The following is an 18,138-nucleotide window of genomic DNA, read 5'->3' as shown; positions in this document are numbered from 1 at the left end:
CGACCTACAGCGCTAGGGTGAATACGCGACTGGCCAGCAACGTCTGGTCACGCGCCGACCGGTAGAACCGGCTCGACTGTTCCTACGGCTTTGGGAAGACTCCAGTGATAAAAAAAATCCTGATCGCCAACCGAGGTGAAATCGCAGTTCGGATCGTGCGTGCTTGCGCCGAGATGGGCATTCGCTCGGTAGCGATCTTTTCCGACGCCGACCGGCATGCCTTGCACGTCAAGCGCGCTGACGAAGCACACAGCATCGGTGCCGAGCCGCTGGCCGGTTACCTGAACCCGCGCAAGCTGGTGAACCTGGCTGTGGAAACCGGCTGTGATGCCCTGCACCCAGGCTACGGTTTCCTTTCGGAAAACGCTGAACTGGCAGAAATTTGCGCCGAGCGCGGGATCAAGTTCATCGGCCCGGCCGCCGACGTGATTCGCCGTATGGGCGACAAGACCGAAGCGCGCCGCACCATGATCGCCGCCGGTGTGCCGGTAACCCCGGGCACCGAAGGCAACGTTGCCGATATTCATGAAGCCCTGAGCGAAGGTGATCGCATCGGTTATCCGGTGATGCTCAAGGCCACCTCCGGTGGTGGCGGCCGTGGTATTCGTCGTTGCAATAGCCGCGAAGAACTGGAACAGAACTTCCCACGGGTCATTTCCGAGGCGACCAAGGCATTCGGTTCGGCCGAAGTGTTCCTGGAGAAATGCATCGTCAACCCTAAGCACATCGAGGCGCAAATTCTCGGTGACAGCTTCGGTAACGTAGTGCACCTGTTCGAGCGCGACTGCTCTATCCAGCGCCGTAACCAGAAGCTCATCGAAATTGCCCCGAGCCCACAGCTCACTCCTGAGCAGCGCGCCTACATCGGCGACCTGGCGGTGCGTGCGGCCAAAGCGGTGAATTACGAGAACGCCGGTACCGTGGAGTTCCTGCTCGCCGATGGCGAAGTGTACTTCATGGAAATGAACACCCGGGTGCAGGTGGAACACACCATTACCGAGGAAATCACCGGTATCGACATCGTTCGTGAGCAGATCCGCATCGCCTCGGGGCTGCCACTGTCGGTCAAGCAGGAAGACATTCAGCACCGCGGCTACGCCCTGCAGTTCCGTATCAATGCTGAAGACCCGAAAAACAACTTCCTGCCCAGCTTCGGCAAGATCACCCGTTACTACGCCCCCGGCGGCCCGGGCGTGCGCACCGACACGGCGATCTACACCGGCTATACCATTCCACCGTTCTACGACTCCATGTGCCTGAAACTGGTGGTGTGGGCGTTGACCTGGGAAGAAGCCATGGACCGCGGCCTGCGGGCCCTGGACGACATGCGCGTGCAAGGTGTGAAGACCACCGCCGCGTACTACCAGGAAATCCTGCGCAATCCGGAATTCCGTAGCGGCCAGTTCAATACCAGCTTTGTCGAAAGCCACCCTGAATTGACCAACTACTCGATCAAGCGCAAACCCGAAGAGCTGGCCCTGGCCATCGCCGCCGCCATCGCCGCCCACGCAGGCCTGTGAGGAACCCTATAATGTCCAAGAAAATTCACGTAACCGACACGATCCTGCGCGACGCTCACCAGTCCCTGCTGGCTACCCGCATGCGTACCGAAGACATGCTGCCGATCTGCGACAAGCTCGACAAGGTTGGCTACTGGTCGCTGGAAGTCTGGGGTGGTGCAACCTTCGACGCCTGCGTGCGCTTCCTCAAGGAAGACCCGTGGGAGCGCCTGCGCAAGCTGCGCGCAGCGCTGCCAAACACCCGCCTGCAAATGCTGCTGCGCGGCCAGAACCTGTTGGGCTACCGTCACTACAGCGACGACGTGGTCAAGGCCTTCGTCGCCAAGGCGGCGGTCAACGGCATCGATGTGTTCCGCATTTTCGACGCCATGAACGACGTGCGTAACCTGCGCGTGGCCATCGAAGCGGTCAAGGCCGCCGGCAAGCACGCCCAGGGCACCATCGCTTACACCACCAGCCCGGTACACACCATCGAAGCCTTCGTGAACCAGGCCAAGCAGATGGAAGCCATGGGTTGCGACTCGGTGGCGATCAAGGACATGGCCGGCCTGCTGACCCCATTCGCCACTGGCGAGCTGGTCAAGGCGCTGAAGGCAGAACAGTCGCTGCCGGTGTTCATTCACTCCCACGATACCGCCGGCCTGGCAGCCATGTGCCAGCTCAAGGCCGTGGAAAATGGCGCGGACCACATCGACACCGCCATCTCCAGCTTCGCCTGGGGCACCAGCCATCCGGGTACCGAGTCGATGGTTGCTGCACTCAAGGGCAGCGAGTTCGACACCGGCCTGGACCTGGAGCTTCTGCAAGAGATCGGCTTGTACTTCTACGCCGTGCGCAAGAAGTACCACCAGTTCGAAAGCGAGTTCACCGCGGTAGACACCCGGGTGCAGGTCAACCAGGTACCGGGCGGCATGATTTCCAACCTGGCCAACCAGCTCAAGGAGCAGGGCGCTCTCAACCGCATGAACGAAGTGCTGGCCGAAATCCCGCGTGTGCGTGAAGACCTCGGCTTCCCGCCGCTGGTCACCCCGACCTCGCAGATCGTCGGCACCCAGGCGTTCTTCAACGTGCTGGCGGGTGAGCGCTACAAAACCATCACCAATGAGGTGAAGCTGTACCTGCAAGGTGGTTATGGCAAGGCCCCAGGTGTGGTCAACGAGCAACTGCGTCGCCAGGCTATCGGCAGTGAAGAAGTGATCGATGTGCGCCCGGCTGACCTGCTGAAGCCGGAAATGGCCAAGTTGCGTAGCGACATCGGTGCCCTGGCCCGTTGCGAAGAAGACGTGCTGACCTACGCCATGTTCCCGGACATTGGCCGCAAATTCCTCGAAGAACGCGAAGCTGGCACCTTGACGCCTGAAGTTCTGCTGCCGATTCCGGAAGCCGGTGCCGTGGCTGCCCCAGGCGGTGAAGGCGTGCCGACCGAGTTCGTCATCGACGTACACGGCGAAACCTACCGCGTCGACATCACCGGTGTGGGCGTTAAGGCCGAAGGCAAGCGTCACTTCTATCTGTCGATCGACGGCATGCCGGAGGAAGTGGTATTCGAGCCACTCAACGAGTTCGTCAGCGGTGGCGGCAGCAAGCGCAAGCAAGCGACCGACCCTGGCCACGTGAGCACCACCATGCCAGGGAACATCGTTGATGTGTTGGTCAAGGAAGGTGACATGGTCAAGGCCGGCCAGGCGGTCCTGATCACCGAAGCCATGAAGATGGAAACCGAAGTGCAGGCGGCCATCGCCGGTAAGGTCGTGGCCATCCATGTGGCCAAGGGTGATCGCGTGACGCCGGGTGAGATCCTCATCGAGATCGAGGGCTGATTTAAGCCCTCATCTACAAGTGGTTAACCTCTGGGGAGCGGATGCTCCCCTTTTTTTGTGCCGGACTCACCCGCACCTCACAACGCGCATCCCTTGTAGGAGAGCTGATTCAGCACACCGCTCAACCTTTGCGGCACATCTCAAGGCTTTCCACCTGGCCACCTGGCTGCTGGTTCTCTTCACTCAACCACCGCTCAAACCCGGCAGCCACCGCCGGCCATTCATCATCGGTAATCGAATACCACGCCGTATCGCGGTTATGGTCCTTCACCACCAGGTGCTTGCGGAACACCCCTTCGTAGACGAAGCCGAATCGCTCTGCCGCACGTTTGGAGCGGGCATTGGCGTTATTGCACTTCCACTCCAGCCGTCGATTACCCAGCGCGAAGCCCAGCTTGCCCAGCAGATACACCGCCTCGGTACCCTTGGGCGTACGCTGCATGGCGGCACCGAAGGCAATGTGGCCGATCTCGATCCGGCCGTGTTCAGGCACGATCGACATCAGGCTGAGGATGCCTTGGGCCTGGCCACTGGCGCGGTCGATGACGGTGTAGAAAAGCGGGTCGCGGCCAGCAGCGTTGCCTTCCAGCCAGCGGTCGAAGGCGACGCGTTCGGCGAACGGGCCGTAGGGCAGGTAGTCCCACAGCACCGGATCGGAGGCCGGCCCCTGCAGTGCCTCCCAGAGGTCTTCGCCATGGCGCCCTGGATCGAGCTTCTCCAGGCGGATGAAGCGGCCTTCAATGGGCTCGGCCTTGGGGGTTGCGGCGGGTTTCCAGTTCAATGCGTCTGTCATGTGCGGCCTACAAGCCTTTGCGGAATTGGATGAAGCCCGAGCGCTCGGCAACCTGCTGGTACAGGCTGATGGCGGTGGCGTTGGTTTCGTGGGTCAGCCAGTGCACCTTGATGCAGTTGTCGGCCTTGGCAGTGGTGTAGACGTGCTCGATCAACTGTCGACCAATGCCCAGGCCACGTTGCGTGCTGTCCACATACAGGTCCTGCAGGTAGCAGGAATTCTCGATACTCCAGTTGGAACGATGGTAGATGAAGTTGACCATCCCCACCGCCTTGCCGTCGACCCAGGCCAGTGCCGAATGGGTTGGCTCGCTGGGGTCGAGCAGGCGTTGCCAGGTGCTCAGGCTGACGGCATCGGCCAGCTCGGTCTCGTAGAAGTGCAGGTAGGCCTGCCAAAGGGCGTGCCAGGCTGCGTGATCTTGGGCCGTGACAGGGCGCAGGGTAAGGTTGGGCATGGGCTATTCCTTCAGAGTTGGCGCATGTGCGCCGCGAGTTGATTGTCCAGTTGATCGGGACTGGCGCTCAGGCCTTCGCGCACACCAGCGATGTCTTGCCCGGAGCGGTTCTGGCTGAGCTTGCGCGCACCTTGCAGGCGCGCGATGGGCAGGCGGATGCCGACGATGGCGCGGAGCATGCCCTCGATGTAGTCGGCAGGGGCGTCGGTGACTTTCCATGGTTCGCTGCGACCCTGTTCGTGGCGGTCGGTCAGGCGGCTTACGATAGCCAGTAGCGGCTCGGCCTCATGGATAACTTCGGCCGGGCCATAAGCGTGCACCGCCAGGTAGTTCCAGGTCGGCACCACCTTGGGGTTTTCGGCCTTGCTTGGGTAATAGCCGGGGCTGACATAGGCATCGGCGCCGGGGAATACCAGCAGTGCTTCGCCGCCGTGCTGCAGGTCTTGCCATTGGCGGTTGGCCCGGGCCAGGTGGGCATACACAGTGCCGAAATCGCCCTCGGCGGTATCGACCAGCACCGGCAGGTGCGTGGCCAGAAGGCCCTGTTCGCCCTGGCTGACCAGAACGGCCAAGCGGGTGTCTAGCATGTGCTGGTGCAAGCGGGTGAGGTCGTGTTCCTGATGCGGCTTACTGTTGTACATGGCAGGATCCTTGTCGAATGGTTCCATCCTAGGCAGGCTATTGGTTCTGGGTAAGATCCATTAATGCCTGTTTTCATAGGTCCAATATCATGCGCGAGTCGCCCCTCATACTGCCTTTCGACCCTGCCGGGATCGCCCTGGATCGCAGCCGCGGGCTTAGCCAGCAGCTATATCAGGCGTTGCGAGCGCGGGTACTGGATGGGCGCCTGAGCAGTGGTACTCGTCTGCCGGCTACGCGCGACTTGGCTGCCATGTTGGCGCTTTCACGCAACAGCGTGGTGCGCGCCTACGATCAACTGTATGCCGAGGGCTTCATCGAAAGCCGGGTCGGTGATGGCACCTACGTTAGCCGGCTGCCAAAACTGTCCACACAAGTATCCACAGGGTTATCCCTGGGCTTATCAACAGGTTTATCCACATTTCGTGAAGAAAATACTGAGGATTTATCCAGCGGGAGGCTTTTCAGCGCGCCTCTGCAGCGCCTGAAAAACAACCATTTGCCACCGCCCAGAAGCGGTGCGCCGCGTGCTTTTCGCGTTGGTATTCCAGCATTCGACCTGTTCCCGTTTGACGTCTGGGCCAAGCTACAGGCGGGTTTCTGGCGCAACCCATCGCCTGCACAACTGGGCTATGGTGACCCCGCTGGCGAGCCGGCTTTGCGCGATCTGATAGCGGCCTATCTACGCCGCTCGCGGGGGCTGAGCTGTACGGCTGAACAAATTGTGATCACAAGCGGTGCGCAGCAGGCCATCAGCCTTTGTGCACAGCTGCTGCTGCAACCGGGCGACGGTGTGGCTGTGGAAAACCCAGGCTATCGGGCGGCCGCTCATGCCTTCACACTTGCGGGCGGCCGGGTGTGTGGCGTGCCTGTGGATGAAGACGGGCTGGACTGCGGCCGGCTGGATCAGTTGACCGATTGCCGACTGACCTATGTCACGCCTGCACACCAATACCCGACCGGGGTGACCATGAGCCTTGCACGTCGCCTGGCATTGCTGGCCTGGGCCGAACGCAGTGACGGCTGGATCATCGAGGACGACTACGACGGCGAGTATCGCTACAGCGGTGCGCCGCTCGCCCCGCTGGCAGCGCTCGACCGGCACGGGCGGGTGCTGTATGTCGGCACCTTCGGCAAGATCGCCTTCCCGGCGTTGCGTCTGGGCTACCTGGTGCTTCCGTCGAAACTGGTGCAGGCCTTCAGCCAGGGCAGAGCTATAGCGGTGCGGCATTCGGAGGTCAGCAGCCAGTGCGTGATGGCCGAGTTCATGGCCCGTGGCCATTTTCAGCGGCATATCCGCCGTATGCGCAAGGCGGCGTTGAAGCGGCGCGATGTGCTCAAGGCCGGTTGGCCTGTGGATATTCCGGGGTTGGGTGCAATGCCGGAAGTGGCGGCTGGGCTGCATGTGAAGGTAAATGTGGATAACTTTGCTCGGGAGCAGGAGTTGGTGGCCAAGGCTGAGGCGGTGGGAGTGGAAGTGACGCCACTGAGCAATTTCTGGTTGGCGGACTGCGAGGTGCCTGTGGATAAGCGGGCGGGGCTGGTGCTGGGCTTCGCGGCGGTGCCGGAGGGCGAGATAGCCGAAGCCTTGATGAAATTACGCAAAGTCTGGAGAAAATGAAGGGGGCTGCAAAGCAGCCCCCGGTCCAACATCACGTACCGGACTTTATCCGCGTCCAGGCGCGGGTCCTGGCCCGTTCGGCATTTCGCGTCAAAGGCTTGAGGGTATACAGCTTGGCCATCGCCTCTGCCGTCGGATACAGGTTGGGGTTGTTGCGAATCGTCGGATTCACCTTGTCGGTCGCATCCTTGTTCGGGTTCGGATACCCCACGAAGTCGCTGATCGGCGCAATCACCTCCGGCCGCAGCAGGTAATTGATGAACGTATGCGCATCCTCCGGGTTTGCTGCACCCTTTGGAATCGCCAGCATGTCGAACCAGATCGGCGCGCCTTCCTTGGGCAGGCGCATGTCCACCACCACGCCGTTGTTCGCCTCACGGGCGCGGTTGGCTGCCTGCGAGAAGCTGCCGCTGTAGCCCACTGCCACACAGATGTCGCCATTGGCGATGTCTGCCATGTACTTTGAGGAGTGGAAGTAGGTGATATGCGGACGAATCTTCAGCATCAGTTCCTCGGCCTTCTTGTAGTCCGCCGGTTTGTCGCTGTTCGGCGGCAAGCCCAGGTACTGCAGGGCCAGCGGTAGAATCTCCGACGGCGAGTCGAGCAGGGCCACGCCGCACTGCTTGAGCTTGGCGATGTTCTCTTCCTTGAAGATCAGGTCCCAGCTGTCCACCGGCGCGTTGTCGCCGAGTGCAGCCTTGACCTTGGCCGGGTTGAAGCCGATCAGCACGGTGCCGTACATATACGGCACGGCAAACTTGTTGCCCGGGTCGTTAGCTTCGATCAGCTTCATCAGTGCCGGGTCCAGGTGTTGCCAGTTCGGCAGCTTGCTGCGATCCAGCGGCTGGAACACCCCGGCTTCGATCTGCTTGGCGAGGAACACGTTGGACGGTACTACCACGTCATAGCCGGAGTTGCCGGTCAGCAGCTTGGCTTCCAGCGCCTCGTTGGTGTCGAAGATGTCGTACACCAGCTTCACGCCGCTGTCCTTCTGGAAGGCAGTCAAGGTCTGCGGGGTGATGTAATCGAACCAGTTATATACACGCAGGGTGCGCTGCTCGGCTTGCGCATGCAGGGCGCCTGCGAACAGGGTGGCAGCGATGAACGGGGCGAGCAGACGTTTGAGTCGGACCATTATCGGGCTCCTGACTGGGCGCGCTGGAAGCCTTCCAGCACATTGACCGCGTTGATGCCGATTTCTTCCACAGCGTAGCCGCCTTCCATCACGAACAGGGTCGGCTTGCCGAGTTGGCCGATGCGCTTGCCCATTTCCAGGTAATCCGGGCTGTCCAGCTTGAACTGCGAGATGGGGTCGTCCTTGAAGGTGTCCACACCCAGGGAGATGACCAGCACGTCGGCGTCATAGCTGGCGATGCGCTTGCAGGCATCCTCCAGGGCTGCGCTCCAGGCGGCCCAGTCGCTACCGGCGGGCAAGGGGTAGTTGATGTTGTAGCCCTGGCCTGCGCCTTCGCCGGTTTCATCGGCATAGCCGAGGAAGAATGGGAATTCGTCCTGCGGGTCGCCGTGGATCGAGGCGAAGAACACGTCGTCGCGGTTGTAGAAGATGTCCTGGGTACCGTTGCCGTGGTGGTAGTCGACGTCAAGGATGGCGACCTTGCGTCGGCCTTGGTCGAGGAAGGCCTGGGCGGCGATGGCGGCATTATTCAGATAGCAGTAGCCGCCCATCACTTCGCCGGCAGCGTGGTGCCCTGGCGGACGGCACAGGGCGAACGCGGCATGGGCGCCTTGCTGAATTGCTGCCTGGGCGGTCAGGGCAACTTGCGCAGCACTGTAGGCCGCCTGCCAGGTACCCGCGGTGATGGGGGCGCCGGCATCGAAACTGTAGTAACCCAGTTCGCCATGCAGGCCGGTCGGCTTGACCTGGCGCAGTGTGCGGGCCGGCCAGGTGAAGGGCAGCAGGTCACCCTCGTGGCCCTGTGCAGCCCAGCGGGCCCAGGCGCCTTCGAAGAAATCCAGGTAATCGGCGCTGTGGATGCGCAGCAACGGCGCACGGCCGAAGTCGGTCGGGCCCTGGATGTCGCCGAGGTTGCGTTTTTTCACCTGGTCGAGCACATGGTCGGCGCGCGAAGGCATTTCGAAACAGGGCATCAGCTTGCCATCGATCAGCTCGCAGCGGCCGTGGTGCAGGCGGTGGTCATCGGAATAGATCGTCAGCATTGTTGTTCTCCGGTGGGACTGGCGTGGGTCCATTGTCATGGGCTGATCAGCAGGGGAGAACGACGCAAACGGCCAAAAGGGGATCGATATGGCCAAGGTCTTTGGCCGGATGGGTGGTGACCTATCCGGCCTTTTCGCGGGTAAGGCAGCGGCGGCAACCGTGAACGGCCTTTGGGCATTGGCAGGCAGGCCCGGCCCTTTCGCGGGTGAACCCGCTCCTACAATGGCCACCAGGGCGTCAGGGGTTGTGACACCCCTGTAGGAGCGGGTTTACCCGCGAAGAGGCCAGAACAGGTCAACCACGAAAATGGCTGGGCGCCACGCCACTCCAGCGCTGGAAGGCATGCCGAAAACTGGCCGTCTCACTGAACCCCAAAGTCTCCGCAATCCGGTAGATCGGCATCTGTTCATCGGCCAGCAACTGCTTGGCCCGCTCGAACCTCAGCTCGTCCAGCAGCTGTTGATAACTGCTGCCCAGCGCCTGCAAATGCCGGCGCAGGGTGCGCGAAGAGCAGTTCATCTGCCGCGCAAGCCCTTCCAGCCCGGGCGCTGCGTCCAGTTGCTGCGCCAGCAGCTGGCGAATCCGTCCCAGCCATGCCTGGCGACCGGTGAATTCAAGGTTCAGGCGCCGGCAGCGCTCGCTCATGGCTTTGTGAGTAATCGGGTCGGCCAGCGGCAGCGGCATATCCAGCCATCGCCGTTCGAAGGCAAAGGCATTGTCCTCGGCGGCGAAACCGATCGGGCATTGAAACGCTTCGGCATAGAGGGCGTGGTAACCAGGGCGAGGGTGTTCGAAGCGTGCGCCAAGCAGCGGCAACGGCCGGCCAAGCAGGTCGTCACAGATGACTTTCAGCGACACCAGGCAGAACTCGGCGTTGAAAGCGCTCAGCGCCGGGCTGTCCTGGTAATCGCTGGCGCTGAACCAGACACGTTGGCCGTCGTCGAGCAAGCGCAGCTTGAAAACTGTTCCCAGCAGTGCCGGATACTGCAGCGCCAGGCGTAGGGCGTCACCCAAAGTGGCACTGGAGAGCAGCGCGTAACCGAGCATGCCGTAGCACGACACGCGCATGCGCTGGCCCAGTTCCAGGCCAATGTCCTCGCGCCGGGCCACAGCATTGGCGCAAACCTGCAGCTCCTGCTGGGTGGTGATGCGCGCATCGGCATGCCCCAGGTCTGCCGGGCCAATGCCGCTGCCGGCCAGCAACGCCGACGCCTCGCAACCGTCTGCCTGGAAGACGTTGAGGATCAGCGAAACTGCGTTGAGGGTGGTCAGGTGGCTGTGCAGCATGCTGGGTAATCCCGTTGGACTGGGATGCATTATGGAGCAAGTTGTGTGCCGATATCCGAGGCTGCAGGCAAACCACATACCCTGCCGGCGCGCCGGGTGTCGCAAAGGCCTGCAAAGCGCCCTCTAAAACCTTCAGGCAAAAAAAAGGCCCGAAGCAAGCGCTCGGGCCTTGGAAAGGTTGAGAGGTGTCTAGTCCCTCGACCTGGTGAGACTGTTTACAGCGGCCTGATTACGCCTTCAGCGGAACCAGACGTGGAGCGATCATGTTTTCCGGACGCAGGATGTCGTCGAGCATCGCGTCGTCCAGCAGCTTCTCTTCGCGCACCAGTTCCAGTACGCCGCGGCCGCTTTCCAGGGCAACGCGGGCGATACGGGTGGCGTTCTCGTAGCCGATGTACGGGTTCAGTGCGGTAACCAGGCCGATCGAGTGCTCGACCAGTTCACGGCAGCGCTGTTCGTTGGCGGTGATGCCGACGATGCAGTGCTCGCGCAGCATATCCATGGCGCGTTGCAGCAGGCGGATCGAGTCGAAGATCTTGTAGGCGATCAGCGGCTCCATTACGTTCAGCTGCAGCTGGCCACCTTCGGCGGCGACGGTCAGGGCCAGGTCGTTGCCCATGATGGCAAAGGCCACTTGGTTCACAGCTTCTGGAATAACCGGGTTGACCTTGCCTGGCATGATCGAGCTGCCTGGCTGACGCGCTGGCAGGTTGATCTCGTTGATGCCGGTGCGCGGGCCGCTGGACAGCAGGCGCAGGTCGTTGCAGATCTTCGACAGCTTGACCGCGGTGCGCTTGAGCATGCCGGAGAACAGCACGAAGGCGCCCATGTCGGAGGTGGCTTCGATCAGGTCGGCAGCCGGTACCAGCGGGTGGCCGCTGATGGTGGCCAGGCGCTGTACGGCCAAGGCCTGGTAGCCAGGGTCGGCGTTGATGCCAGTACCGATGGCGGTACCGCCCAGGTTGATTTCGGTCAGCAGTTCCGGAGCCAGCGAGCGCAGGCGCTGCAGGTCTTCAGTCATGGTGGTGGCGAAGGCGCGGAATTCCTGGCCCAGGGTCATCGGTACGGCGTCCTGCAGCTGGGTACGGCCCATCTTCAGTACGTGGTCGAATTCTTTACCCTTGGCAGCGAAGGCCTGGATCAGGCTATCAAGGCTGGCCAGCAGCGCGTCGTGGCCCAGCAGCAGGCCCAGGCGGATTGCGGTCGGGTAGGCGTCGTTGGTCGACTGCGCCATGTTCACGTCGTTGTTAGGGTGCAGGTACTGGTACTCACCCTTCTGGTGGCCCATGGCCTCCAGCGCAACGTTGGCAATGACTTCGTTGGCGTTCATGTTGGTAGAAGTACCAGCACCGCCTTGGATCATGTCTACCACGAACTGGTCGTGGAAATCGCCTTTGATCAGGCGGGCGCAGGCTGCGGAAATGGCAGCGTGCTTGGCATCGCTCAGGTGACCCAGCTCACGGTTGGCGTCGGCAGCGGCCTGCTTGACCATGGCCAGGGCCACGACAAGCTTGGGGTAGTGCGACAGCGGAACACCGGAGAGGTGGAAGTTGTTGGCAGCGCGCAGGGTCTGGATGCCGTAGTAGGCATCTGCAGGAACTTCAAGGGTACCCAACAAGTCTTTTTCGACGCGGAACGATGCAGCAGAGGACATGATGTATATCATCTCGATTTTGACCCGGCACATGCCGGAATGGCGCCAATCCTAGGCCTGAAGGTGTTTTGCGGCCAATGCTATTGCACGCTAACCTATGCACAAACGGCATAGTGTTTCATGTGACGCCAATTGATATTCGAGCGTGTTCCATTTTGGTGCGCGCCGGGAGATGTGCTTCGTGAACCTTGAAAGCAAATGGCTGGAAGACTTCAGTGCTCTGGCCGCTACCCGCAGTTTTTCCCAGGCCGCAGAGCGGCGTTTCGTGACCCAACCGGCCTTCAGCCGGCGCATTCGCAGCCTTGAGGCGGCGTTGGGCCTGCAACTGGTGAACCGCTCTCGCACACCCATCGAGCTGACCGAGGCTGGTCAGCTGTTTCTCGTCACAGCACGTACTGTTGTCGACCAGTTGAGCGAAATTCTCCGCCATTTGCATCACCTGGAAGGCGGGCAGGGCGAAGTGGTGCAGGTGGCTGCGGCACACTCCTTGGCGTCGGGGTTCTTCCCCCGTTGGGTGGCCCAGTTGCGCAACGACGGTTTGAACATCGCCACCCGCCTGGTTGCGACTAACGTCGGAGATGCCGTACATGCACTGCGCGAAGGCGGCTGCGACCTGATGCTGGCGTTCTACGACCCGGACGCGGCCTTGCAGATGGATGCCGAGATCTTCCCGTCGCTGCACATGGGCACCACTGAAATGCTGCCGGTGTGCGCTGTGGATGCCGATGGCAAGCCGTTGTTCGACCTCGAAGGTGAGGGCAGCGTGCCATTGTTGGCCTACACCGCCGGCGCATTCCTCGGTCGCTCGGTCAACCTACTGCTGCGCCAGCGCAACCTGCGGTATACCACCGTCTATGAAACCGCCATGGCCGACAGCCTCAAGAGCATGGCCCTGGAAGGGATGGGCATCGCTTGGGTGCCGCGTCTGTCCATGCGTGGCGAGCTCGAACGCGGTGAACTGGCGATCTGCGGCGGTAGCCAATGGCATGTGCCGCTGGAAATCCGCCTGTACCGCTGCGCGCTGGTGCGTAAGGCTAACGTCCGCTTGCTATGGCGCAAGCTGGAGTCGTCTGGAGCACAAGGTGAAGCGTCACTTTGAATTGTCCTTCAGGTATTCAGTGATATTTGCACGATTCCTGTCGCTGTAGCGGTAGCAGTTGGAGCGTGCTGGTACACGGGGGTGCGTGTACGTTTCACACACCCAGCCATTGAACTTCAGTTCGGCGTCTTCATGGGTGGCGCCTAGCAGATGGCCAATTTCATGAGCTGCAGCACCGTATGCGGCCACAGAGGCAATGGCCGTTTTCTGCTTGAAATAGGCCAAGCCGGCGTTGTAGTTCAGGCCGCTATGATCGTAGCTGTTGCGGGTGAGCAGGAGATGTTTATCCATGAGAGAGTAGAGTCGGTGTCGCTTTTGTGCGTACACCTGCTGGCTGAAAGCGTCCAGGAGCTTTTCGGACGGCATTCCTGCATAAGCAATATCGGTTATGTGTTTTACATTGCGTTGAAATATCACTTCGATGGGGTGTTGGCTGAAACGGCGCATTTCGTTCAGCCAATGCTGGAAGAAGTCTTCGTTCAATTGCCCGTCGTGCATATCGGCCAGGTCGTCGTGCACATAGACGGTGACGGTGAGCGCGTGGGCTGCCGAAGCACTCGGCAATTGCACGCTGAATACCAGGCCAAACGAAAGTGCGAAGAAGCATGGAGTTTTCATGTAGACACACCAAAGTGCTCGAGGAAGGGCTGCGAGCGTGCAGCACTCGTCGACCCCGAGGCAGCAGGAAAAAGTTGTCCCACGAGACAGCTTGCCCTTTGATCCGGCATGTGCTTGTAGGGGTGGGCGGCCAGCCTTTAAATACGTTACAATCCCGCGCCTTCGGCCGACCTGGTCGATTCAGAATCCGTATGACAAGCCACGCCGGCCCACCTGCGTGGCTTGTTGCTTTTAGCGCGCCAGAAGGCGCTTGCAGGAGAGGCTCGACGATGAGTGCACTGGTTGGCGTGATCATGGGCTCCAAGTCCGATTGGTCCACCCTTAGCCACACCGCCGATATGCTGGAAAAACTCGGCATTCCCTACGAAGTGAAGGTGGTTTCCGCCCACCGCACCCCGGATCTGCTGTTCCAGTATGCCGAGGAGGCTGAGGGCCGTGGCATCGAGGTGATCATCGCCGGTGCCGGTGGCGCAGCCCACCTGCCAGGCATGTGCGCCGCCAAGACCCACCTGCCGGTGCTGGGCGTGCCGGTGCAGTCGTCGATGCTGTCGGGCGTCGATTCGCTGCTGTCGATCGTGCAGATGCCAGCCGGTGTGCCGGTTGCCACCCTGGCCATCGGCCGTGCCGGTGCGGTCAACGCTGCCCTGTTGTCGGCCAGCATTCTGGGCGCCAAGTACCCGCAGTACCACGCGGCGTTGAAGCAGTTCCGCACGGAACAGACCGACACCGTGCTGGACAACCCAGACCCGCGCCAGGCTTGAGGCTCAACCCATGAAGATCGGTGTAATCGGTGGCGGCCAGCTGGGCCGCATGCTGGCCCTGGCGGGTACCCCGCTGGGCATGAACTTCGCCTTCCTCGACCCGGCACCGGACGCCTGCGCTGCGCCCCTGGGCGAGCACCTGCGTGCCGACTATGGCGATCAGGACCACCTGCGTCAGCTGGCCGACGAAGTCGACCTGGTCACCTTCGAGTTCGAAAGCGTCCCGGCCGAGACCGTGGCCTTCCTCTCGCAGTTCGTGCCGGTATACCCCAGCGCCGAATCGCTGCGCATCGCTCGTGACCGCCTGTTCGAAAAGAGCATGTTCCGCGACCTGGGCATCCCCACCCCGGCCTTCGCCGACATCCTCTCGCAGGCCGATCTGGACGCCGCAGTGGCCAGCATCGGCCTGCCGGCCGTGCTGAAAACCCGCACCCTGGGTTACGACGGCAAGGGCCAGAAGGTGCTGCGCACGCCAGAGGACGTGGTGGGTACCTTCGCCGAGCTGGGCAGCGTGCCATGCCTGCTGGAAGGCTTCGTGCCGTTCACTGGCGAAGTGTCGCTGGTGGCTGTACGTGGCCGCGATGGCGAAACCCGCTACTACCCGCTGGTGCACAACACCCACGAGAGCGGCATCCTGCGCTTGTCGGTGGCCAGCCAGGCACACCCGCTGCAGGCTCTGGCCGAAGATTACGTCGGCCGCGTGTTGCAGAAGCTGGATTACGTTGGCGTGATGGCCTTCGAGTTCTTCGAAGTTGACGGTGGCTTGAAGGCCAACGAAATCGCCCCGCGCGTGCACAACTCCGGGCACTGGACCATCGAAGGCGCCGAGTGCAGCCAGTTCGAGAACCATCTGCGTGCCGTGGCCGGCCTGCCACTTGGCTCGACCGCCAAGGTGGGCGAGAGCGCGATGCTCAACTTCATCGGTGAAGTGCCGGCCGTAGACAAGGTTGTCGCCATCGGGGACTGCCACCTGCACCACTACGGCAAGGCCTTCAAGGTTGGCCGCAAGGTAGGACACGCCACCCTGCGCTGCCCTGACATGGCCACCCTCGAGCGCAAGATTGCCGAAGTAGAGGCGCTGATCAGCAACTGATCGGGCTTCGAATCGAACTTCTGCAAGCGGCATGCCCTCTGAATGTGGCAACAAGCCGAAGCCCGTCTAGGCTTTGGCTTGTTCCAACTTCACTGCAGAGGGATTGCCATGGGTATCATTGGAACCATCTTCATCGGCCTCATCGTCGGCCTGCTGGCCCGCTTCATCAAGCCGGGCGATGACAGCATGGGCTGGATCATGACCATCCTGCTGGGTATTGCCGGCTCCTTGTTGGCTACTTATGGCGGCCAGGCGCTGGGTATATACCAGGCTGGGCAAGCGGCGGGCTTCCTTGGCGCGCTGGTCGGTGCCGTGGTGCTGCTGGTGATCTACGGATTCATCAAGAAACGCTGATTACTGGTTAGAATGCTCGGCAATTCATTCGAGTTGCCGAGCATTTTCATGCGTGCCTTTTTCCTCGTCCCCTTGCTGTTGGCCAGTACCCTGGCCCATGCCGAACTGCCCGAAACCGACTGGCTGGAGCTGATGCCCAAGTCGGACCAGAAGGCGCTTGAACAAATGCCTGAAATCGACCACAACTCGCCGGAAGCCATGGGCACCTTTACCGCCAAGGGTGGCCTCAAGCAGAGCAAGGGCCTGCCTGCGGTGATGTACTCGACCAAGACCGTTGCGGCCATGAATGGCAAGGACATCCGCCTGGGTGGCTACCCTGTGCCGCTGGAGAGTGACGCCAAGGGCAACAGCACGTTGTTCTTCCTGGTGCCGTACCCGGGTGCGTGCATCCATGTGCCGCCACCGCCGCCGAACCAGCTGGTGCTTGTGCGCTACCCGAAAGGGTTGAAGATCGACGACATCTACACACCGCTGTGGGTCAGCGGCAAGCTGAAGGTGGAGAAGGTCAGCAATGACCTGGCCGATGCGGCCTATGCGCTGGATGCAAACAAGGTGAGGGTGGTGGAAGACGCAGACCTTTGATAATTGCCCCGGCCTCTTCGCGGGCTTGCCCGCTCCCACAGGTTCTCCACAAGCCTCGAAAATTGTGGGTTACCTGTGGGAGCGGGCAAGCCCGCGAAGAGGCCGGCAACAAAAGTGCTGGGCTCAGATATTTTCACAACCGATCTGGACGCCCAGCGAATGACTCGCCCCAGGCTTCAACTCCACCAGGTCATCCCACACATTCGCTGTCTCGATGCACAGCATTCGCTGCCATCCATCGTCAGCCATGTCCGCCAGCTCCTTGGCCCGCTCGGTCCACGGGTTCCAGATCACCGCCGAGCGCGAGCCGCTGCTGGTCAAGGTAATCCGCCGATTCCAATGCGGGTCGACGATGCTGAGGGTCTGCGGGGTGTTCAGGTAGATCCGGTCCGTCTCCCCGGCAAACGTCAGTGCCCCCTGCTGCTGGCGCTGTTCCCAGCCCGCCAGGGTTTCGATATAACCCAGCCCGTCGACGCCCTCGACCCGCGCCTGGCGCACATCGCTGACCGCGAAGTAGCTATGCAGGGCCTGGCTGATGGTCACGGGGGTATTGCCCATGTTGCGGCTGGTCAGGCTCAGTTTCAGCTCTGCGCCCATCTCCACCACCAGTTTCAGCTCGACATCATGGGGCCAACCGGGCAGGTCGCCCTGCGCTTCAGGCAGTTCGAACTCGATCCGCAGGGTTTCGCCCACTTCCTCGATACCCAGCAATTGCCAGTCACGCGTGCGCGCAAGCCCGTGGGCAGGCGCCGGTGTTCCCTGGTACATGGCCTGGACGGCCTGAGGGTTGCGCTGCAGGTTGCCAAACCATGGCCAGCACACCGGTACCCCGGCGCGTACCGACTTGCCCTGGCGGAAGATGGCCTGGTCGCTCAGCCACAGCAGCGGCGGTTCGCCTACCTGCTGGTAGCTGAGGACCTGTGCGCCCTGCTGGGCGATCAGGAGTTCGGCACGGTCACTGCTGATACGCCAGCAGTTGAGTTCGCCATGTTGCTCGGTTACGACCTGAAAGGTAGCCATTGCGTTCTTCTCATTGATTGCCAGTGGGCCTTGGACCCGGGCAGATGCAATGAGTTTACCGCCAGCGTGGCTCAGCGACGAGGCACCGAGCGGGTACGACCACTGCCGTCAATGGCGACGAAGACGAATACCGCTTCGGTGACCTTGCGCCATTCGCTGGACAGCGGGTCGTCGCTCCACACCTCGACCATCATCTGGATCGAGCTGCGGCCGATTTCCAGGGTCTGGGTATAGAAAGACAGCTGTGCGCCGACCGCGACGGGCACCAGGAAGGCCATACGGTCGATGGCGACGGTGGCTACGCGGCCGCCGGCGACACGGCTGGCCATGGCCGTGCCTGCCAGGTCCATCTGCGCAACCAGCCAACCGCCGAAAATATCGCCAAACCCGTTGGTTTCTCGCGGCAATGCGGTGATTTGCAAGGCCAGGTCGCCTTGCGGGATTGGATCTTCTTGTTCGAGCTCAATCATGCGATGGGGCCTCTGACCCGTGACGCTTTTCGTTGGTGTGGCGCAAAGGCCGGGTAAACGATTCAGCTTGAAACATACTACGCCGATGTCGTTTCACTGGGCGGCCGTAGGGAAACTCTGCGAAACCGCCTGACAATAGTGACCGGCGTTTTCGCACAACATCCCACGTTAGGA

The 18,138-nt window shown here is 61.6% G+C and carries 18 protein-coding genes; 8 read left to right on the top strand and 10 right to left on the bottom strand.

Features of this window, described 5'->3' with window-relative positions; all coding sequences use genetic code 11:
• Window positions 1-104 precede the first annotated feature (104 nt).
• Together PRJ_RS27350 and oadA are read left to right on the top strand one after the other, a co-directional pair.
• Window positions 105-1,520, top strand: a complete 1,416-nt coding sequence (locus PRJ_RS27350; protein ID WP_003253279.1) for an acetyl-CoA carboxylase biotin carboxylase subunit — start codon at window positions 105-107, stop codon at window positions 1,518-1,520.
• Between the two features lie 11 nt (window positions 1,521-1,531).
• The gene (gene oadA, locus PRJ_RS27345) at window positions 1,532-3,340 is read left to right on the top strand and encodes a sodium-extruding oxaloacetate decarboxylase subunit alpha (protein WP_020191103.1); all 1,809 of its coding nucleotides are present in this window, start codon (window positions 1,532-1,534) and stop codon (window positions 3,338-3,340) included.
• Window positions 3,341-3,461: 121 nt separating this feature from the next.
• Here oadA and PRJ_RS27340 read toward each other — a convergent pair whose 3' ends face one another.
• From PRJ_RS27340 to PRJ_RS27330, 3 genes are read right to left on the bottom strand one after another with little or no spacing between them, the layout of a single operon-like run.
• Window positions 3,462-4,133, bottom strand: a complete 672-nt coding sequence (locus tag PRJ_RS27340) for a GNAT family N-acetyltransferase (RefSeq protein ID WP_064491873.1) — start codon at window positions 4,131-4,133, stop codon at window positions 3,462-3,464.
• Window positions 4,134-4,140: 7 nt separating this feature from the next.
• The gene (locus PRJ_RS27335) at window positions 4,141-4,587 is read right to left on the bottom strand and encodes a GNAT family N-acetyltransferase (RefSeq protein ID WP_003253286.1); all 447 of its coding nucleotides are present in this window, start codon (window positions 4,585-4,587) and stop codon (window positions 4,141-4,143) included.
• Window positions 4,588-4,598: 11 nt separating this feature from the next.
• Window positions 4,599-5,228, bottom strand: a complete 630-nt coding sequence (locus PRJ_RS27330) for an FMN-binding negative transcriptional regulator (protein ID WP_010955832.1) — start codon at window positions 5,226-5,228, stop codon at window positions 4,599-4,601.
• A gap of 89 nt (window positions 5,229-5,317) precedes the next feature.
• Between PRJ_RS27330 and PRJ_RS27325 the strand changes: the two genes are divergently transcribed.
• The gene (locus PRJ_RS27325; protein ID WP_104962832.1) at window positions 5,318-6,847 is read left to right on the top strand and encodes a PLP-dependent aminotransferase family protein; all 1,530 of its coding nucleotides are present in this window, start codon (window positions 5,318-5,320) and stop codon (window positions 6,845-6,847) included.
• A gap of 31 nt (window positions 6,848-6,878) precedes the next feature.
• On the opposite strand, the gene PRJ_RS27320 is transcribed toward PRJ_RS27325, so the two are convergent.
• From PRJ_RS27320 to aspA, 4 genes are all read right to left on the bottom strand, one after another.
• On the bottom strand, window positions 6,879-7,982 hold the full coding sequence (locus PRJ_RS27320) for a polyamine ABC transporter substrate-binding protein (RefSeq protein ID WP_010955830.1): 1,104 nt from the start codon (window positions 7,980-7,982) through the stop codon (window positions 6,879-6,881).
• Window positions 7,982-9,025 carry a histone deacetylase family protein gene (locus PRJ_RS27315; protein WP_104962831.1) on the bottom strand — a complete coding sequence of 348 codons (1,044 nt, stop codon included), beginning with the start codon at window positions 9,023-9,025 and terminating at the stop codon, window positions 7,982-7,984. The genes PRJ_RS27320 and PRJ_RS27315 overlap by 1 nt, the downstream gene beginning before the upstream one ends.
• 295 nt (window positions 9,026-9,320) lie before the next feature.
• Window positions 9,321-10,313 (bottom strand): AraC family transcriptional regulator, encoded by a 993-nt coding sequence (locus tag PRJ_RS27310; protein ID WP_003253295.1) that lies wholly within the window; start codon window positions 10,311-10,313, stop codon window positions 9,321-9,323.
• Window positions 10,314-10,542: 229 nt separating this feature from the next.
• Window positions 10,543-11,967, bottom strand: coding sequence for an aspartate ammonia-lyase (aspA, locus tag PRJ_RS27305; RefSeq protein ID WP_029380744.1), 1,425 nt, complete (start codon window positions 11,965-11,967; stop codon window positions 10,543-10,545).
• Between the two features lie 181 nt (window positions 11,968-12,148).
• On the opposite strand from aspA, the gene PRJ_RS27300 reads away from it, so the two are divergent.
• Window positions 12,149-13,066, top strand: a complete 918-nt coding sequence (locus PRJ_RS27300; protein WP_010955826.1) for a LysR substrate-binding domain-containing protein — start codon at window positions 12,149-12,151, stop codon at window positions 13,064-13,066.
• Here PRJ_RS27300 and PRJ_RS27295 read toward each other — a convergent pair.
• On the bottom strand, window positions 13,058-13,684 hold the full coding sequence (locus PRJ_RS27295; RefSeq protein ID WP_104962830.1) for a zinc-dependent metalloprotease family protein: 627 nt from the start codon (window positions 13,682-13,684) through the stop codon (window positions 13,058-13,060). The two genes, PRJ_RS27300 and PRJ_RS27295, sit on opposite strands and share 9 nt — an antisense overlap.
• Before the next feature lie 269 nt (window positions 13,685-13,953).
• Here PRJ_RS27295 and purE point away from each other — a divergent pair, with 269 nt between their 5' ends.
• The 4 genes from purE to PRJ_RS27275 all read left to right on the top strand — a co-directional run bounded on the left by purE (window position 13,954) and on the right by PRJ_RS27275 (window position 16,474).
• Complete coding sequence (gene purE, locus PRJ_RS27290; protein WP_003253304.1) at window positions 13,954-14,445, top strand: 5-(carboxyamino)imidazole ribonucleotide mutase; 492 nt, start codon at window positions 13,954-13,956, stop codon at window positions 14,443-14,445.
• A 10-nt stretch (window positions 14,446-14,455) separates the two neighbouring features.
• On the top strand, window positions 14,456-15,538 hold the full coding sequence (locus tag PRJ_RS27285; protein WP_104962829.1) for a 5-(carboxyamino)imidazole ribonucleotide synthase: 1,083 nt from the start codon (window positions 14,456-14,458) through the stop codon (window positions 15,536-15,538).
• 108 nt (window positions 15,539-15,646) lie between these two features.
• A complete protein-coding gene (locus tag PRJ_RS27280) occupies window positions 15,647-15,892 on the top strand; it encodes a GlsB/YeaQ/YmgE family stress response membrane protein (protein WP_003253308.1) in 246 nt (81 codons plus the stop codon).
• A 48-nt stretch (window positions 15,893-15,940) separates the two neighbouring features.
• A complete protein-coding gene (locus PRJ_RS27275; protein WP_162497233.1) occupies window positions 15,941-16,474 on the top strand; it encodes a DUF3299 domain-containing protein in 534 nt (177 codons plus the stop codon).
• A gap of 123 nt (window positions 16,475-16,597) precedes the next feature.
• Here PRJ_RS27275 and PRJ_RS27265 read toward each other — a convergent pair whose 3' ends face one another.
• Window positions 16,598-17,494 carry a D-hexose-6-phosphate mutarotase gene (locus tag PRJ_RS27265; protein WP_010955822.1) on the bottom strand — a complete coding sequence of 299 codons (897 nt, stop codon included), beginning with the start codon at window positions 17,492-17,494 and terminating at the stop codon, window positions 16,598-16,600.
• Window positions 17,495-17,565: 71 nt separating this feature from the next.
• Window positions 17,566-17,964: an acyl-CoA thioesterase gene (locus tag PRJ_RS27260; protein ID WP_003253317.1), complete on the bottom strand. Its 399-nt coding sequence runs from the start codon at window positions 17,962-17,964 to the stop codon at window positions 17,566-17,568.
• Between the last annotated feature and the right edge of the window lie 174 nt (window positions 17,965-18,138).

Source organism: Pseudomonas sp. XWY-1 (assembly GCF_002953115.1).
Taxonomy (GTDB): Bacteria; Pseudomonadota; Gammaproteobacteria; order Pseudomonadales; family Pseudomonadaceae; genus Aquipseudomonas; species Aquipseudomonas alloputida.
Note: the sequence above shows the minus strand (reverse complement) of the source record. Positions and strands in the feature narration are given on the sequence as shown.

Bases quoted from the DNA above. Each gene is read 5' to 3' on its own strand.
- PRJ_RS27295 (WP_104962830.1), bottom strand. From the start codon at position 13,684: ATGAAAACTCCATGCTTCTTCGCACTTTCGTTTGGCCTGGTATTCAGC.
- PRJ_RS27335 (WP_003253286.1), bottom strand. From the start codon at position 4,587: ATGCCCAACCTTACCCTGCGCCCTGTCACGGCCCAAGATCACGCAGCC.
- PRJ_RS27340 (WP_064491873.1), bottom strand. From the start codon at position 4,133: ATGACAGACGCATTGAACTGGAAACCCGCCGCAACCCCCAAGGCCGAG.
- PRJ_RS27330 (WP_010955832.1), bottom strand. From the start codon at position 5,228: ATGTACAACAGTAAGCCGCATCAGGAACACGACCTCACCCGCTTGCAC.
- aspA (WP_029380744.1), bottom strand. From the start codon at position 11,967: ATGTCCTCTGCTGCATCGTTCCGCGTCGAAAAAGACTTGTTGGGTACC.
- purE (WP_003253304.1), top strand. From the start codon at position 13,954: ATGAGTGCACTGGTTGGCGTGATCATGGGCTCCAAGTCCGATTGGTCC.
- PRJ_RS27315 (WP_104962831.1), bottom strand. From the start codon at position 9,025: ATGCTGACGATCTATTCCGATGACCACCGCCTGCACCACGGCCGCTGC.
- oadA (WP_020191103.1), top strand. From the start codon at position 1,532: ATGTCCAAGAAAATTCACGTAACCGACACGATCCTGCGCGACGCTCAC.
- PRJ_RS27310 (WP_003253295.1), bottom strand. From the start codon at position 10,313: ATGCTGCACAGCCACCTGACCACCCTCAACGCAGTTTCGCTGATCCTC.
- PRJ_RS27275 (WP_162497233.1), top strand. From the start codon at position 15,941: ATGCGTGCCTTTTTCCTCGTCCCCTTGCTGTTGGCCAGTACCCTGGCC.
- PRJ_RS27260 (WP_003253317.1), bottom strand. From the start codon at position 17,964: ATGATTGAGCTCGAACAAGAAGATCCAATCCCGCAAGGCGACCTGGCC.
- PRJ_RS27285 (WP_104962829.1), top strand. From the start codon at position 14,456: ATGAAGATCGGTGTAATCGGTGGCGGCCAGCTGGGCCGCATGCTGGCC.
- PRJ_RS27280 (WP_003253308.1), top strand. From the start codon at position 15,647: ATGGGTATCATTGGAACCATCTTCATCGGCCTCATCGTCGGCCTGCTG.
- PRJ_RS27320 (WP_010955830.1), bottom strand. From the start codon at position 7,982: ATGGTCCGACTCAAACGTCTGCTCGCCCCGTTCATCGCTGCCACCCTG.
- PRJ_RS27325 (WP_104962832.1), top strand. From the start codon at position 5,318: ATGCGCGAGTCGCCCCTCATACTGCCTTTCGACCCTGCCGGGATCGCC.
- PRJ_RS27265 (WP_010955822.1), bottom strand. From the start codon at position 17,494: ATGGCTACCTTTCAGGTCGTAACCGAGCAACATGGCGAACTCAACTGC.